The organism is Mesorhizobium sp. M0808, assembly GCF_040320025.1.
In the GTDB taxonomy this organism is placed as follows: domain Bacteria; phylum Pseudomonadota; class Alphaproteobacteria; order Rhizobiales; family Rhizobiaceae; genus Mesorhizobium.
Map to the genome: position 1 here is coordinate 125,059 of NZ_JAMYOX010000005.1, position 15,562 is coordinate 140,620.

Genomic DNA, 15,562 nt, shown 5'->3' on the forward strand with positions numbered 1-15,562 from the left:
CCTGGAATCCATCTGCGTTCAGAATGGAAGCCGTCTGTGGTGATCCTTCGCGCCCCTCTCTGTCCTGCCGGACATCTCCCCCACTTGGGGGAGATTGGCTACCAGCCCGCTTTCGCCAATCGCCACCGTCGCCTGCGATTCAACCGCTCAGATATGGATCGGCTTGAAGAACGTCGCCAGTGCCGCCTCCTTCACCGCTTCCGACATTGTCGGATGGGCGTGGCAGGTGCGGGCAAGGTCTTCCGACGAGCCGCCGAACTCCATCAGCACCGCCGCCTCGTGGATCATCTCGCCGGCGCCGAAGCCGACGATGTGGACGCCGAGCACACGGTCGCTGGCCTTGTCGGCCAGGATTTTCACAAAGCCGTCGGTGTGCAGCATGGCGCGCGCGCGGCCATTGGCGCTGAACGGGAATTTTCCGGCCTTGTAGTCGACGCCGGCCTTTTTCAATTCTTCTTCGGTCTTGCCGATCGAGGCGATTTCCGGCGTGGTGTAGACGACGCTCGGAATCACGTCATAGTTCACATGACCGGCCTGCCCGGCGATGGTTTCGGCCACCGCCACGCCCTCGTCCTCAGCCTTGTGTGCAAGCATCGGCCCGGCGATGACATCGCCGATGGCATAGATGCCAGGCACGTTGGTCCTGAGATGGCCGTCGGTCTTGACCCGGCCGCGCTCATCGACGTCGACGCCGGTCTCCTTCAGCCCGAGAGCGTCCGAATAGGCCCGTCGTCCCGTCGAAATCAGCACCGCGTCCGCCTCGATCGTCTCGGCCGCACCGCCTTTGACCGGCTCGAAGGTGACCGTCGCCCCCTTCTTGGCCTTGGCGACGCCGGTCACCTTGGCGCCCAGCCTGAATTCAAAGCCCTGCTTCGACAGCAGGCGCTGGAATTGCTTGGAGACCTCGCCATCCATGCCGCCCAGGATGGTGTCAAGGAACTCAACCACGGTGACTTTGGCGCCGAGCCGCGCCCATACCGAGCCGAGTTCCAGACCGATGACACCGCCGCCGACCACCACCAGATGGCCCGGCACCTTGTCCAGCGACAGCGCGCCGGTCGACGATATGATCACCTTCTCGTCGAAATCGACCTTGACGCCGGGAATGCCGGCAACGTCGGAGCCGGTGGCGATGACGATGTTCTTGGTCTCGATCTCCTCGACCTTGCCGTCATCGGAGGTCACCGACACCTTGCCGGCCGCAACCACCTTGCCGGTGCCACGAAAACTGTCGATCTTGTTCTTCTTGAACAGGAAGGCGACGCCATTGACATTGGCCGTCACCGTCGCATCCTTGTGTGCCATCATCTTCCCAAGATTGAGCTTGGGCGCGCCGATCTCGACGCCGAGCGCGTCGAAGGAATGGCCGGCCTCGGCAAACATCTCGGACGCATGCAGCAGCGCCTTTGACGGGATGCAGCCGATGTTGAGGCAGGTACCGCCGAAGGTCGGGTTCTTTTCGACTACCGCCGTCTTCAGACCGAGCTGCGCCGCCTTGATGGCGCAGACGTAGCCGCCTGGTCCCGATCCGATGATAACGACGTCATAGGCCATGATACTGTCCCTTTTGCTTTAGCGGCCGCCGCCGATTTCCAGATTGGCGCCTGTTGTGTAGGACGCCTCGTCCGACAGCAGCCAGAGAATTGCGGCTGCGACTTCCTCGGCGGTGCCGACGCGCTGCATGGGCACCACCTTGCGCATTCTCTCGACGCGATCCGGCTGCCCGCCGGAGGCATGAATTTCGGTGTCGATGATGCCCGGGCTGACCGCGTTGACACGAATGCCTTCGCCGGCCACTTCGCGGGCAAGCCCGATGGTGAAGGAATCGACCGCGCCCTTCGAGGCGGCATAGTCGACATATTGACCCGGCCCGCCAAGCCTTGCCGCGATCGAAGAAACATTGGCGATGGCGCCGCCCTTGCCGCCATGCCTGGTCGACATCCGCTTCACCGCCTCGCGGGCGCAAAGCATCGGCGCGATCACATTGATGCGCATCATGCGCTCCAGCCTTGCAGCGCTAAGCTCGTCGACGCGCGCGCTCTGGTCGACCACGCCGGCATTGTTGACGAGCGCGTCGAGTCGACCGAAACGGCCATCGACAGCCTCGAACATGGCCAATACGTCCGTCTCGCTGCCGACATCGGCCTTGACTGTGAAGGCTTCTCCGCCAGCAGCCTCGATGTCGGCGACCACCGTTTCGGCGGCTTTTGCATTCGACGCGTAATTGACCGCAATGCGATAGCCGGCCTTGGCGGCAAGCCTGCATGTAGCGGCGCCAATGCCGCGGCTGCCGCCGGTCACCAGCAGGATCTTTCCGCTCGCGCTCATTCCTGACATCCCTTCAGGGCAAAGACGTCCCAGGGCACCTGGGAAAAGCCGTTGGCGCCATAGGCGGCCGACATCTGCAACGACGCTCCCAAGTCAGGCAAGATCAGCTTCTTCGGCGCATCCTTTCCTTCGCCCGGCAGCAACGCGATATTGCCCTGGTCGTCGGCAGTGTAGATGACGCCCTCCCACACGGTGCAGGCGGCGAGCTCGTCGCCGGTGACGTCGCCGGCCGGGCATTTGTACATCAGCGAGCCATGCGGCCGCGCCGCGCCCTCGGTCCACATGACGATGCCGTCGAGCACGACGCCCTTGTCGAGCACCATCTTGAAGCTGTTGGTGACGGCGGCCGACTCGCCGGTCGGCCTGAAATCGATCTCGGCGGCGTTTTCAGGATCGCCATAGACGGCGAGCTCGAGCGGGCAGGCGGCGAGGGCCGCGGAGACCGTCTGCACGCCGAGTGCGCAGATTGTGACAAACAAACCGGACCGGAAACGAGACGAACTCATCCGGCGGCGCAGATCCATGCTCCGGCTCACGTCGGCCGCCCCTAGAGGTCGAGCACCAGCCGCTCAGGATCCTCCAGGCTTTCCTTGACCCGCACCAGAAACGTCACCGCTTCCTTGCCGTCGACGATGCGGTGGTCGTAGGACAGCGCCAGATACATCATCGGCCGGATGACGATCTGGCCGCCGACCACCACCGGCCGCTCCTGGATCTTGTGCATACCCAGAATGCCGGACTGCGGCGCATTGAGGATCGGCGTCGACATCAGCGACCCGTAAACGCCACCGTTGGAAATCGTAAACGTGCCGCCTTGCATATCCGCAACCGACAGCTTGCCGTCGCGCGCCGCAAGCCCCAGCCTGCCGATGTCCTTCTCGATTTCGGCGATCGACATCTGGTCGGCATTGCGCACAACCGGCACGACAAGGCCTTTCTCTGTACCGACGGCAACGCCGATATGAGCGTAGTTCTTGAAGATGATATCGGTGCCGTCGATCTCGGCATTGACCGACGGGATCTCCTTCAGCGCATGGGTGACCGCCTTGGTGAAGAAGCCCATGAAGCCGAGCTTCACGCCGTGCTTCTTCTCGAACACGTCCTTGTATTTGCTCCTCAGCGCCATCACCGCGCTCATGTCGACCTCGTTGAAGGTGGTCAGCATGGCGGCGGTCGATTGCGCTTCCTTGAGGCGGCGCGCGATGGTCTGGCGCAGCTTGGTCATGCGCACGCGCTCCTCGCGCGACGCATCGTCGGCCGGGGACGGCGCGCGCGCGGCAACGGGTGCCGGTACAGGCGCTGCCTTCGGCATTTCGGCCGGCTGCGACGGCGCGCCCCTGGCGATAAGGTCGAGCACGTCGCCTTTCAGCACCTGGCCGCGCTTGCCCGAGCCCGACACCTGGTCGACTGCGAGATTGTGCTCGGCCAGCAGCTTTGCCGCCGACGGCGCCGGCGGCATGGTGCGCGTCTCGATCGCGCCGGCGTCGCCGGCGATCTTGGCCGTCTCGGCAGCGGCCTGCCTGACGCTCGAGGCCGCAGTCGGAGCCGAGGCCTGCGACACCGCCTCCTGCTTCGTTGCCGGAGCGGCGGCATTGGCTGCCGCGCCGGCGCCTGCCGAAATCGTGCCGAGCAGTGCGCCGACGCCGACCGTCTCGCCTTCCTTGACGGCGATCTCGGCGAGCGTGCCCGCGGCGGCGGCCGGCACTTCCACCGTCACCTTGTCGGTTTCGAGCTCGACCAGCGGCTCATCGGCGGCGATCGCGTCGCCGACCTTCTTGAACCATTTGCCGATGGTCGCCTCGGTGACGGATTCACCAAGTGTCGGGACGCGGATTTCGGTTGCCATTGTGCCTGTCCGTTTCTTTCGGTTCTGTTCTATTCACCAAGCGCGTCGTCGAGCAAGGCGGCAAGCTGGGCGAGATGCTTCGACATCAATCCGGTCGCCGGCGAGGCGGCCGCCGGCCGGCCGGTATAGCGCACCCGCTGATGCTTGGCGTCGATATGCGCCAGCACCCATTCGAGATACGGATCGATGAACGACCAGGCGCCCATGTTCTTGGGCTCCTCCTGGCACCACACCATCTCGGCATTGCGGAAGCGCGACAGTTCGGTGATCAGCGCCTTGGCCGGGAACGGATAGAGCTGCTCGACGCGCAGCAAATAGATGTCGTTGATGCCGCGCTTCTCGCGCTCCTCGTAGAGGTCGTAATAGACCTTGCCCGAACAGAGCACGACACGGCGGATCTTCGAATCCTTGGTGAGCTTGATGGCCTGGCCCGACAGCAGCTGGGCATCGTCCCACAGCAGCCGGTGAAAGGCGCTTTCGCCCGACATCTCCGGCAGCGTCGATACCGCCCGCTTATGGCGCAGCAGCGACTTCGGCGTCATCAGGATCAGCGGCTTGCGGAAGTCCCGCTTCAACTGCCGGCGCAGTATGTGGAAATAGTTGGCTGGCGTCGTGACGTTGGCGACCTGCATATTGTCTTCGGCGCAAAGCTGAAGGAAGCGCTCGAGCCGGGCCGACGAATGCTCCGGCCCCTGGCCTTCATAGCCGTGCGGCAGCAGGCAGACGAGGCCCGACATTCTGAGCCATTTGCGCTCGCCCGACGAGATGAACTGGTCGAAGACCACCTGGGCGCCGTTGGCGAAGTCGCCGAACTGCGCTTCCCACAGCGTCAGCGCCTTCGGCTCGGCCAGCGAGTAGCCATATTCGAAGCCGAGCACGGCCTCTTCCGACAGCATCGAGTTGATGACCTCGAAGCCGGCCTGCGCCGCCGACAGATTGTTAAGCGGTATGTAGCGTGTCTCGTCGCGCTGGTCGTAGAGCACGGAATGGCGTTGCGAGAACGTGCCGCGCTCCGAATCCTGGCCGGACAGCCGGATCGGATTGCCGTCGAGCAGGATGGCGCCGAAGGCCAGCGCCTCGGCCGTAGACCAGTCGATGCCTTCGCCCGACTCGATCGCCTGGCGGCGGTTGTCGAGGAAGCGGATGATCGTCCTGTGCGCCTCGAAATCCTTCGGCACCTCGGTTAGCTTCTTGCCGATCTCCTTCAGCGTCTTGACCGGCACCGCGGTCTTGCCGCGCCGCTGTTCGTCCTGGTTGTCGGCCGAGCGCAGGCCGGACCAGGCGCCATCCAGCCAATCCGCCTTGTTCGGCTTGTAGTGCTGGCCGACCTCGAATTCCTGCTCGAGATGCGCCCGCCAATCGGCCTTCACCTTTTCGAGCTCGGCCTGGGTGATGTGGCCTTCCGCGATCAGCCGGTCGGCATAGATCTGCATGGTCGTCTTCTGGTTGCGGATCTTGCGATACATGATCGGCTGGGTGAAGGCCGGCTCGTCGCCCTCATTATGGCCGAAGCGGCGATAGCAGAACATGTCCACCACCACCGGCTTGTGGAACTTCATGCGGAATTCGATCGCCACCTTGGTGGCATGGACCACCGCTTCCGGATCGTCGCCGTTGACGTGGAAGATCGGCGCCTCGATCATCTTGGCCACATCCGACGGATAAGGCGACGAGCGCGAGAAGCGCGGGTTGGTGGTGAAGCCGATCTGGTTGTTGATGATGAAATGCAGCGTGCCGGCGACGCGGTGACCGCGCAGGCCCGACAGGCCGAGGATTTCGGCAATCACGCCCTGGCCGGCAAAAGCGGCATCGCCATGCAACAGCAGCGGCAGCACCTTGGCGCGCTCTTCCAGCGGCACGATCTCCTCGCGGCTGCGGCCGAACAGATAGTCCTGCTTGGCGCGCGCCTTGCCCATCACCACCGGGTCGACGATTTCCAGATGCGAAGGATTGGCGGTCAGCGACAGATGCACCTTGTTGCCGTCGAACTCGCGATCCGACGAGGCACCGAGATGGTACTTCACGTCGCCCGAGCCCTCGACCTCGTCGGGCGCGGCCGAGCCGCCCTTGAACTCGTGGAAAATGGCGCGGTGCGGCTTGGCCATCACCTGCGACAGCACGTTCAGCCGGCCGCGATGCGCCATGCCGAGCACGATCTCCTTCATGCCGAGCTGGCCGCCGCGCTTGATGATCTGCTCCAGCGCCGGGATCAGCGACTCGCCGCCATCGAGGCCGAAGCGCTTGGTGCCCTTGTACTTGACGTCGATGAATTGCTCGAAGCCTTCCGCCTCGACCAGCTTCTGCAGGATCGCCTTCTTGCCGGCGGCGGTGAAGGAGATCTCCTTGTCGGTGCCCTCGATGCGCGCCTGGATCCAGGCCTTCTCCTCGGGATCGGAAATATGCATGAATTCGACACCGAGCGTCGAGCAATAGGTCCGGGTCAGGATGTCGAGCATCTGCCGGATGGTGCCGAATTCCAGCCCGAGCACATTGTCGAGGAAGATCGGCCGGTCGTAGTCGGCTTCGGTGAAGCCGTAATTCTCCGGCGACAGCTCGTTATAATCCTCGAGCGGCTTGGCAATGCCAAGCGGATCGAGATTGGCGTGCAGGTGGCCGCGCATGCGGAAGGCGCGGATCATCATGATGGCGCGGACGGAATCGCGCGTCGCCTGATGCACGTCGGCGTCGGAAAGGGCTGCGCCGTTGCCGGCTGCCCTGTCCTTGACCTTCTTTTCGATGTGCTTTTCGATGAGGCCCCAATTGCCGTCCAGCGCCGAGACAAGCTCGCCATTAGCCTGCATCGGCCAGGAGGGCTTGGCCCATGACGCGCCCTTGGCATTCCTGCGTACGTCGCCGGCGTCGTCCTTCAGCGCCGCGAAGAAGTCCTGCCATTCGGGATCGACCGACGCGGGATCGTCCTCATAGGCGGCATAGAGCGCGTCGATGTAATCTGCATTGCCGCCATAGAGGAAAGAGGTAAGCGAAAACTGGTCGTTGGCCTGATCTTGTCTTGCCATGTCACTGTCGAAGCCTTTGCTTCGTCTCCTTTGTTGGAGGGGAGTAAGGGAATAGGGGAGTAAGGGAGTAGGGCAAATGCCCTCGTCTTGTTCCTTACTCCCCTATTCCCGTACTCCCTTACTCCCCTATTCCCTTGATCGCCTCGACCAGCGTCGTACCCAGCCGGGCCGGCGATGGCGAAACCTTGATGCCGGCCGATTCCATCGCCGCGATCTTGTCTTCCGCGCCGCCCTTGCCGCCGGAGATGACCGCGCCCGCATGGCCCATGGTGCGGCCCGCCGGCGCGGTGCGCCCGGCGATGAAGCCGGCCATCGGCTTGCTGCGGCCGCGCTTTGCCTCGTCCTTGAGGAACTGCGCGGCGTCTTCCTCGGCCGAACCGCCGATTTCACCGATCATGATGATCGACTTGGTCTCGTCGTCGGCGAGGAACATCTCCAGCACGTCGATGAACTCGGTGCCTTTGACCGGATCGCCGCCGATGCCGACGGCGGTGGTCTGGCCGAGGCCGACATTGGTGGTCTGGAACACCGCCTCATAGGTAAGCGTTCCCGAGCGGGAAACAACGCCGACCGAGCCCTTGCGGAAGATGTTGCCGGGCATGATGCCTATCTTGCATTCGTCGGGGGTCAGCACGCCGGGGCAGTTCGGCCCGATCAGCCGCGACGTCGAACGGTCGAGCCTCGCCTTGACCTTGATCATGTCCATCACCGGTATGCCCTCGGTGATGCAGACGATCAGCGGGATCTCGGCCTCGATCGCTTCCAGGATCGCTTCGGCAGCACCCGCCGGCGGCACGTAGACGACCGAAGCGTTGGCGCCGGTCCTGGCCTTGCCTTCGGCTACGGTGGCGAAGATCGGCAGTGCCTCGCCCTTGGCGCCGGTCCAGGTTTCGCCGCCCTTCTTGGGGTGGATGCCGCCGACCATTTTCGTGCCGTGATAGGCCAGCGCCTGTTCAGTGTGGAACGTGCCGGTCTTGCCGGTCAGGCCCTGCACCAGCACCTTGGTGTTCTTATCGACGAGAATGGACATGGTGGTCCTTTTCAAAAACCGTTGATCGGGGAAGGCCGCGCGCTCATGGTCACAACCGCTTCAGCTCGGCGACGGTAAGGTCGCTTTTGGCATTGCCGGTGTTGAGCGTCGTTGCCGGCTCGAACATCAGCACCACCGGCTCCTCGCTTAGCGAGCGCGGCCGGTGCTCGACGGCGCGCGGCACGACAATGAACTCGCCGCTGGAAAGCTCCACCGTGCCGTCGCGGAAATCGATGGCGATGCGCCCGCGCAGCACCAGGAACGCCTCGTCCTCATTGTCATGCGCGTGCCAGTCGAAGACGTCGCCGAACTTGGCGATCTTGACCTGGCTGTCGTTCACGTCGCCGGCGATATGCGGATCGAAGACCTTCTTGATCTTCTGATCCGCCGCCTCGACGAGGTTTATCTTGTGCGGAGGCATCACCTATCGACCTTGACCCTGAAGTTCTGTTTTCAAGCTGGGCATTTTTGGTTTCCGTGAACGACAGCACCGATCCATCGGCCCCCGGCGCGCCGGATCGTCACGATCTGCACCGATAAATTGCCGTTAGATGTTCTCAATTCACCAAGGGACTTGGGGTCATCATCGGCTTGGAAACTGCTGCCATATTTGGTCAGAAGCCTTTTCAGGATCATGTTGGCGGCCAGCTTCGGATCGTTGGTGCCGAAGGAGACCAGGCAGTCGCAGCGACCGTTCGAACTCTTGATTGAGGCAACGATTTCCGTAGCCTTGTAGACTTGCAGCCCGTCGGATCCGGCCTTGAACCCGCTTTGCCGGGCAACCGCGTTGAACCGGCCGAAGCTGGGCGCCGTTGCCGGACATAAGTTCATGAAGAGATTGACCCTCTTGCCGATCCAGGCGGGCGACTTCGAACTATCCGCGGCCGCAGCAGCGCTGGCCCAAAAAGCCATGCCGCAGAGCGCTATGGCCAGCAACCGATGCATCAGTCGCCCTTCACCGCCGCGACAATCTTCTTGGCTGCGTCATCGAGGTCATCGGCCGACACCACGTTCAGCCCGCTGTCGTTGATGATCTTCTTGCCGAGCTCGGCATTGGTGCCTTCCAGCCGCACCACCAGCGGCACTTGCAGGCCGACCTCCTTGACTGCTGCGATGACGCCCTCGGCGATGATGTCGCACTTCATGATACCGCCGAAGATGTTGATCAGGATGCCTTTGACCGCCGGATCCTTGGTGATGATCTTGAACGCCGCCGTCACCTTTTCTTTCGACGCACCGCCGCCGACGTCGAGGAAATTGGCGGGCTCGGCGCCATAGAGCTTGATGATGTCCATCGTTGCCATGGCAAGGCCGGCGCCGTTGACCATGCAGCCGATATTGCCGTCGAGCGCGACATAGGCGAGGTCGTATTTCGACGCCTCGATCTCTTTCTCGTCCTCTTCGGTGGTGTCGCGCAATTCGAGCACGTCCGGGTGACGGAACAGCGCATTGTTGTCGAACGACACTTTTGCGTCGAGCACGCGCAGCCGGCCGTTCTTCATGACGATCAAAGGGTTGACCTCGAGCAGGCTCATGTCCTTCTCGACAAACGCCTTGTAGAGGATCGGAAACAGCGTCGCGCCATCCTTGGCGGCGTCGCCGTCGAGTCTCAGTGCGGCGTTGAGCTTCTTCACATCGTCGGCCGTCACGCCCTTTTCCGGGTCGATGGCGACGGTAATGATCTTTTCCGGCGTGTCGTGGGCGACCGCCTCGATGTCCATGCCGCCCTCGGTCGAGACGACGAAGGCGACGCGCCCGACCGAGCGGTCGACCAGGATCGACAGATAGAGCTCGCGCTCGATGTCGGCGCCGTCCTCGATATAGAGCCGGTTGACCTGCTTGCCGGCCGGGCCGGTCTGCTTGGTGACCAGCGTATGGCCGAGCATCTCCTTGGCGTTGGCGACGACCTCGGCCACCGACTTCGCCAGCCTGACACCGCCCTTGGCATCGGGCCCGAGATCCTTGAACTTGCCCTTGCCGCGGCCGCCGGCATGGATCTGGCTCTTGACCACATAGAGTGGGCCGGGCAGCGCCTTGGCGGCAGCTTCCGCCTCGCTCGCCTTGAACACCGGCACGCCCTCGGCCACGGGTGCGCCAAAGCCTTTCAGCAGCGCCTTGCCCTGATACTCATGGATGTTCATGCGCTATGTCTCCAGCTTGCTTGGCGGGCTTGGTTACCGGCTTACTTGGCCGCGAGATGCGGAGCGATCTTGACGCAGGCGTCGCACAGGCCCTGCACCGCCGCGACCGAATTGTCGAACATCTTCTGCTCGTTCTTCGCGAGCTCGATCTCGATGATCCGCTCGACGCCGCCGGCGCCGATCACCACGGGAACGCCGACATAGGTGTTCTTGACGCCATATTGGCCGGAGAGATAGGCAGCACAGGGCAGCACCCGCTTCTTGTCCTTGAGATAGGCTTCGGCCATGGCAATGGCCGAAGCTGCCGGCGCATAAAAGGCAGAGCCGGTCTTGAGCAGGCCGACGATCTCGGCGCCGCCGTCGCGGGTGCGCTGCACGATCTGGTCGAGCCGCTCCCTCGAGGTCCAGCCCATCTTGATGAGGTCGGGCAGCGGGATGCCGGCAACCGTCGAATAGCGGATCATCGGCACCATGGAATCGCCGTGGCCGCCGAGCACGAAGGCAGTGACGTCCTCGACCGAGACCTTGAATTCCTCGGCCAGGAAATAACGGAAGCGCGAACTGTCGAGCACGCCGGCCATGCCGACGACATGGCTCTTGGGCAGGCCGGAAAACTTCTGCAGCGCCCAGACCATGGCGTCGAGCGGATTGGTGATGCAGATGACGAAGGCTTTCGGCGCGTATTTCTTGAGGCCGGCGCCGACCTGCTCCATCACCTTCAGATTGATGCCTAGAAGATCGTCGCGGCTCATGCCGGGCTTGCGCGGCACGCCGGCGGTGACGATGCAGACATCGGCGCCCTCGATGCCGGCATAGTCGTTGACGCCGGTCAGCCTGGAGTCGAACCCATCGACTGGCGACGACTGCGCGATGTCCAGCCCCTTGCCTTGCGGGATGCCTTCGGCGATATCGAACAGCACGACGTCGCCGAGATCCTTGAGGCCGACCATGTGGGCGAGGGTGCCGCCGATCATGCCCGAGCCGATGAGCGCTATCTTGTTGCGTGCCATGTCAGGATATTTTCCCTTTGACTATGACGGCGCCCAAATCCTTGACGATTTGATGACGGCGTCGGAGGAAGAGGCCGGAATGCTGCGGAACCGCGAAATTCGCCGCACGCAATAGCCCCGGCCGCACAAAAATTCAAACGATTATTTTGGAGTGAGTAATTTCAATCGGTTAGAAACAATGGGAATTACGTAAACGTCAAAATTCTGAAGCCGGCTAGAGGAATTCTACACAATGGCACTGGAAATCAGAAGGCTGTTTCCTGACGATGACGCCCTTGTGATGCGGGTTGCCGATGAAGTCTTCGACGAGCCGGTCAGGCCGGATCGGCTCTCCGCCTTATCTCGCGGAGCCCTGTCATTTCATGGTCGTGGCCCTCGCCGACGGCATCGTCGTTGGCCAATGCGCAGCCGTCATCCACCGCCACCCGGACAAGGTGAGCGAACTCTACATAGACGAGGTCGGCGTGGCGCCGGCCTTTCAACGCCAGGGCATTGCGACGAGGATGCTCGGCGCCATGTTCGCACTCGGTCGCGAGCATGGCTGTGAGGAGGCGTGGGTCGGCACCGAGCCGGACAATGTTGCTGCTCGCGCACTTTACGAGTCGCGAAAAGAGCCGCATGGGCCGGCGGAGGGGTTCGTCATGTATGTTTATCGGTTATAGGCGCCGGCGGCAGCGGCCCCTTCTGTACTATCCCTCACGCCTGAGCCTGCCGTGCCTCGGTCGATGATCCCTGCGCCCTCTGCCTCTCCGCCCAGTCCTCCAGCCAGTCGTGGCTCTGCATCTCGATCAGCCGCGATGCGGTGCGCTCGAACTCGAAGACTTCGTTGCCGCGCTTGGCCGTATAGAGCTGCGCCGGCGGTGCCGCGGCGCTCATCACCAGCCGTACATGATGATCGTAGAGCGTATCGACCAGCAGGATGAAGCGCTTGGCTTCGTTGCGCTTGCCTTCGCCGAGCACCGGCACATGGTCGATGAAGATGGTCGAGAAACGGCTGGCAATGGCAAGATAGTCGCGGGCGCCGAGCGGCCTCTCGCAGAGATCGGCGAAGGAAAAACGCGCCGCCTCGCCGGCAGCACGCGGCACTACGACGTGCCGGCCCTTCACCGTCAGCATCGTCTCGGCCGTCGGCCTGCCATGCGTCATCACCGCCCACGCGTCGTCGAGCGCATGGTCGGCGGCGGCATCGGCCGGGGTGACGTAGACCGGCATGCGGCTGAGCTTGTCGAGGCGGTAATCCTTGTCGGCGTCAAGCGCCAGCACCTGCGCGTGGCGCTCCAGGATAGCGACAAACGGCAAAAACAACTGACGGTTCAGGCCGTCGCGGTAGAGATCCTGCGGCGCGACGTTGGAAGTGGCAACCAGCACCACGCCATTGGCAAACAACGCCGAAAACAACCTTGACAGGATCATCGCATCGGCGATGTCGGTGACGGAGAACTCGTCGAAGCATAGCACCCAGGCTTCCTCGGCCAGCGCGCGCGCCACCGGCGGGATCGGGTCGTCCTCCTTGGCCGTGCCGTTCTTGCGAGCCTGCCGGTGCTTCTGGATGCGGTCCTGCACGTCGGCCATGAAGTCGTTGAAATGCACCCGGCGCTTGCGCCGCACCGGCAGCAGCTCGAAAAACATGTCCATCAGCATGGTCTTGCCGCGGCCGACGCCGCCATGGATATAAAGGCCCTTGACCGCCTCGTGCACCTCGCGCTTGCGAGCGAACAACCACCCCAGCGCGCTTGATTTCTGCGCCAGCCGCTTTGCCGATATCTCTTCGATCAGCCGGTCGAGCGCAGCGGCGATCCGCTCCTGCGCCGGATCGCGCCCGATGGCGCCCGTCTCGACCAGATGGTCATAGCGCTGCTTGACGGTCGCATGGGTCTGGAGGCCGTCACGCAGATGCATTGGTCACGTCGTTCCGGAGCAATTCCAAGAAAAGTGTGTAGCGGTTTTCTGTCCGGAATTGCGTAAAAAACAAAAGAGGCAATTCCAGGAAAAGTGTGTAACGGTTTTCCGTCCGGAATTGCGTAACAATGGGGGGCCGTTCACTTACCTTGTAAGCGAGATCGGCAGGCCGTTGGAAGTCTGGCCGTCGAATTTCTCGCCGCCCGAAGAATAGAGCCGTGCCAGCGTGCCGCCATTCTCGTCAAAGAGCGTCAGCTGTTTGCCGGCGACGTTCCAGGATTTGATGCCATCGAGCGGCGCCGGGCAATGCAGCGGTCCGGCGCGGTAGCCCGAACCGAATTTGGTCTGCGGCGTCGCCACCTGACAGCTCTGGCCGGACACGCTTGCCTTCCACACGCCGGCGACGCTGGACGCGGTAAGGTCGGCCGCACCGGCCGGCGCCGTCCCGTCCGGCGGCAGCGAGGCGACCTGGGTGTTCTGCGGCGCGGTAGGAAATTTCGACGGGTCGGCCGGGCCGGGTGTCGCCGGTGGCGGCAGCTGGTTTGCAGTCACCTTGCCGGCGGGCGCAGCTTCCAGCGGCGCCGGCTGCTGCTCGTCCATTGATGTGAACCGTGAGGTTGAACAGCCGCTCGCAACGAGCGCGGCCAGCGATACGGCCAGCAGGCCGGTTTTCGAAATTTTCATTCTTCAACCTCCGTCGGATCGGGCTGGGGGTGCCGTCCGCGCAATGTCCCCCTCACCAAGATGGCGAAGGTGGCGAAATTTCAACCCGATATGGTTAAAATACGGTTTGCGCCGGTAATGTTGCAAATTTGTCGCAAAATGCACATTGCCTGAATTGCGTTACGCCTTGGCCGTTTGGCCGACACCTCCGGTTGATTCGATACGGCGCGCTGGCGCCAAATCCTTGGCGTTCACCTCAAATGCTTGTGCGGGCCGGCTCCGGCATTATCTCTTGGGATCAGCAAACTGCAGGGAGCCGATTTCTTGGCCGCGAGAAAGAGAGCCGCCAACCGCTATTACAGCGGGCCGCCCAGCGATCATTTCGACGGCACCTTGTTCTTCAATCCCAACGGACGGCCGCCGGGTCGCTTTGCCGATCTGTTGAAATGGCAATTGAGCCGCGAGCGCTCGAAATGGCCGGCGGCGGATCCGAGCCCGTTTCCACCGGCAAGACCGGTCGAGCGCATCGATGGTGCGGCGCTCCGCCTCACCATGGTCGGTCATTCCTCGCTGCTCGTCCAGACAGCCGGCCTGAACATCCTGACCGACCCGGTCTGGTCGCGGCGTGTCTCGCCGCTCTCCTTCGCCGGTCCGAAACGCGTCAATCCGCCGGGCATCGCCTTTTCGCATTTGCCGCCGATCGACCTCGTGCTGGTCAGCCACAACCATTACGACCATCTCGACCTCGCCACGCTGAAGCGCCTGAAGACAAGACACGACCCGCTGCTGCTGACGCCGCTCGGCAACGACACGATCATCGGCGCTGCCGTGCCCCGTATGCGGCTTTCCGCGCATGACTGGGGCGACCGGGTCGATATCGGCGATGGCGTCGCCGTCTATGTCGAGCCGGTGCACCACTGGTCGGCCCGCGGTACTCGCGACCGGCGGATGGCGCTGTGGGCGGGTTTCGTCGTCGAGACACCCGACGCAAAGATCTATTTCGCCGGCGATACCGGCTTCCACGGTGGCATCAATTACCGGCTGATGGCGCAAAAGCACGGCGGGTTCCGCCTCGCCATCCTGCCGATCGGCGCCTACGAGCCGCGCTGGTTCATGGCGCCACATCACCAGGATCCGGAGGAGGCGGTGCAAGGCATGCTTTTGTGCAACGCCGCCTATGCCGCCGGCTGTCACTGGGGCACGTTCCGGCTCACCAACGAGCCGATCGACGAGCCGCCCAGAAAGCTCGGCGAAGCGCTCGATGCTGCCGGCCTGCCGCGGCAACGTTTTCGCGCCTTGCGGCCGGGCGAAGTCTGGGACGTGCCGGCGGTCTAGCGCGGCGGAACCTGAGGCATCACATAGACGTTTGTAGGTGTTCAAACCTGTCGGCTTCGAGGTGTCTCTCATGATCAGGTGGATCATCATTCTTTTGATTATCGCGGCCGCGGCGAGCCTGCTCGGCATGCCGGCACTGGCCGGAGCCGCCGCCACCGGCGCCCGCATCCTCATCGGCATCGTGCTGATCATCTTCCTGCTGATCGTGCTTGGCGTCTTCGCGGTGACTTGAAAATCACGCCGCGCTGGTAATTTCTGCCGCTATCCGCCATATAGGCGCCAAACCGGCAAGA

The 15,562-nt window shown here is 63.1% G+C and carries 15 protein-coding genes; 3 read left to right on the forward strand and 12 right to left on the reverse strand.

The features are described 5' to 3' along the window. Nucleotides 1-147: 147 nt before the first annotated feature. The 10 genes from lpdA to mdh all read right to left on the reverse strand — a co-directional run bounded on the left by lpdA (nt 148) and on the right by mdh (nt 11,372). Nucleotides 148-1,554, reverse strand: coding sequence for a dihydrolipoyl dehydrogenase (lpdA, locus tag NKI25_RS09460; protein ID WP_023679787.1), 1,407 nt, complete (start codon nt 1,552-1,554; stop codon nt 148-150). Nucleotides 1,555-1,572: 18 nt separating this feature from the next. After that, entirely contained in the window at nt 1,573-2,328 is a 756-nt protein-coding gene (locus NKI25_RS09465) for an SDR family oxidoreductase (protein WP_023679788.1), read from the reverse strand. Then, complete coding sequence (locus NKI25_RS09470; protein ID WP_245274823.1) at nt 2,325-2,852, reverse strand: hypothetical protein; 528 nt, start codon at nt 2,850-2,852, stop codon at nt 2,325-2,327. The genes NKI25_RS09465 and NKI25_RS09470 overlap by 4 nt, the downstream gene beginning before the upstream one ends. 23 nt (nt 2,853-2,875) lie before the next feature. After that, nucleotides 2,876-4,174 carry a 2-oxoglutarate dehydrogenase complex dihydrolipoyllysine-residue succinyltransferase gene (gene odhB, locus NKI25_RS09475; protein ID WP_352593782.1) on the reverse strand — a complete coding sequence of 433 codons (1,299 nt, stop codon included), beginning with the start codon at nt 4,172-4,174 and terminating at the stop codon, nt 2,876-2,878. A 29-nt stretch (nt 4,175-4,203) separates the two neighbouring features. Beyond that, nucleotides 4,204-7,191: a 2-oxoglutarate dehydrogenase E1 component gene (locus tag NKI25_RS09480; protein ID WP_023679791.1), complete on the reverse strand. Its 2,988-nt coding sequence runs from the start codon at nt 7,189-7,191 to the stop codon at nt 4,204-4,206. A 118-nt stretch (nt 7,192-7,309) separates the two neighbouring features. Next, complete coding sequence (gene sucD / locus NKI25_RS09485; protein WP_023679792.1) at nt 7,310-8,221, reverse strand: succinate--CoA ligase subunit alpha; 912 nt, start codon at nt 8,219-8,221, stop codon at nt 7,310-7,312. Between the two features lie 49 nt (nt 8,222-8,270). Beyond that, nucleotides 8,271-8,642: a cupin domain-containing protein gene (locus NKI25_RS09490; RefSeq protein WP_023679793.1), complete on the reverse strand. Its 372-nt coding sequence runs from the start codon at nt 8,640-8,642 to the stop codon at nt 8,271-8,273. 32 nt (nt 8,643-8,674) lie between these two features. Next, nucleotides 8,675-9,166 carry a hypothetical protein gene (locus NKI25_RS09495; RefSeq protein ID WP_352593781.1) on the reverse strand — a complete coding sequence of 164 codons (492 nt, stop codon included), beginning with the start codon at nt 9,164-9,166 and terminating at the stop codon, nt 8,675-8,677. Beyond that, nucleotides 9,166-10,362 (reverse strand): ADP-forming succinate--CoA ligase subunit beta, encoded by a 1,197-nt coding sequence (sucC, locus tag NKI25_RS09500; protein ID WP_352998382.1) that lies wholly within the window; start codon nt 10,360-10,362, stop codon nt 9,166-9,168. Before sucC ends, NKI25_RS09495 begins: the two co-directional genes overlap by 1 nt. A gap of 41 nt (nt 10,363-10,403) precedes the next feature. Beyond that, entirely contained in the window at nt 10,404-11,372 is a 969-nt protein-coding gene (gene mdh, locus NKI25_RS09505; RefSeq protein ID WP_023679796.1) for a malate dehydrogenase, read from the reverse strand. Between the two features lie 362 nt (nt 11,373-11,734). Here mdh and NKI25_RS09510 point away from each other — a divergent pair, with 362 nt between their 5' ends. After that, nucleotides 11,735-12,034, forward strand: coding sequence for a GNAT family N-acetyltransferase (locus NKI25_RS09510; RefSeq protein WP_352593780.1), 300 nt, complete (start codon nt 11,735-11,737; stop codon nt 12,032-12,034). A 34-nt stretch (nt 12,035-12,068) separates the two neighbouring features. Here NKI25_RS09510 and zapE read toward each other — a convergent pair whose 3' ends face one another. Together zapE and NKI25_RS09520 are read right to left on the reverse strand one after the other, a co-directional pair. Then, nucleotides 12,069-13,271: a cell division protein ZapE gene (gene zapE, locus NKI25_RS09515; RefSeq protein ID WP_352593779.1), complete on the reverse strand. Its 1,203-nt coding sequence runs from the start codon at nt 13,269-13,271 to the stop codon at nt 12,069-12,071. A 144-nt stretch (nt 13,272-13,415) separates the two neighbouring features. After that, nucleotides 13,416-13,955: a protease inhibitor Inh/omp19 family protein gene (locus tag NKI25_RS09520; protein ID WP_352593778.1), complete on the reverse strand. Its 540-nt coding sequence runs from the start codon at nt 13,953-13,955 to the stop codon at nt 13,416-13,418. Between the two features lie 303 nt (nt 13,956-14,258). Here NKI25_RS09520 and NKI25_RS09525 point away from each other — a divergent pair, with 303 nt between their 5' ends. Together NKI25_RS09525 and NKI25_RS09530 are read left to right on the forward strand one after the other, a co-directional pair. Further along, complete coding sequence (locus tag NKI25_RS09525) at nt 14,259-15,269, forward strand: MBL fold metallo-hydrolase (protein ID WP_352593777.1); 1,011 nt, start codon at nt 14,259-14,261, stop codon at nt 15,267-15,269. A 70-nt stretch (nt 15,270-15,339) separates the two neighbouring features. Next, a complete protein-coding gene (locus NKI25_RS09530) occupies nt 15,340-15,501 on the forward strand; it encodes a DUF1328 family protein (RefSeq protein ID WP_031195454.1) in 162 nt (53 codons plus the stop codon). Nucleotides 15,502-15,562: the final 61 nt, after the last annotated feature.

Coding starts and splice junctions, on each gene's coding strand:
- NKI25_RS09510 (WP_352593780.1), top strand. CDS start 11,735: ATGGTCGTGGCCCTCGCCGACGGCATCGTCGTTGGCCAATGCGCAGCC.
- NKI25_RS09530 (WP_031195454.1), top strand. CDS start 15,340: ATGATCAGGTGGATCATCATTCTTTTGATTATCGCGGCCGCGGCGAGC.
- NKI25_RS09465 (WP_023679788.1), bottom strand. CDS start 2,328: ATGAGCGCGAGCGGAAAGATCCTGCTGGTGACCGGCGGCAGCCGCGGC.
- sucD (WP_023679792.1), bottom strand. CDS start 8,221: ATGTCCATTCTCGTCGATAAGAACACCAAGGTGCTGGTGCAGGGCCTG.
- NKI25_RS09495 (WP_352593781.1), bottom strand. CDS start 9,166: ATGCATCGGTTGCTGGCCATAGCGCTCTGCGGCATGGCTTTTTGGGCC.
- odhB (WP_352593782.1), bottom strand. CDS start 4,174: ATGGCAACCGAAATCCGCGTCCCGACACTTGGTGAATCCGTCACCGAG.
- NKI25_RS09480 (WP_023679791.1), bottom strand. CDS start 7,191: ATGGCAAGACAAGATCAGGCCAACGACCAGTTTTCGCTTACCTCTTTC.
- zapE (WP_352593779.1), bottom strand. CDS start 13,271: ATGCATCTGCGTGACGGCCTCCAGACCCATGCGACCGTCAAGCAGCGC.
- mdh (WP_023679796.1), bottom strand. CDS start 11,372: ATGGCACGCAACAAGATAGCGCTCATCGGCTCGGGCATGATCGGCGGC.
- NKI25_RS09520 (WP_352593778.1), bottom strand. CDS start 13,955: ATGAAAATTTCGAAAACCGGCCTGCTGGCCGTATCGCTGGCCGCGCTC.
- sucC (WP_352998382.1), bottom strand. CDS start 10,362: ATGAACATCCATGAGTATCAGGGCAAGGCGCTGCTGAAAGGCTTTGGC.
- NKI25_RS09470 (WP_245274823.1), bottom strand. CDS start 2,852: ATGGATCTGCGCCGCCGGATGAGTTCGTCTCGTTTCCGGTCCGGTTTG.
- NKI25_RS09490 (WP_023679793.1), bottom strand. CDS start 8,642: ATGCCTCCGCACAAGATAAACCTCGTCGAGGCGGCGGATCAGAAGATC.
- lpdA (WP_023679787.1), bottom strand. CDS start 1,554: ATGGCCTATGACGTCGTTATCATCGGATCGGGACCAGGCGGCTACGTC.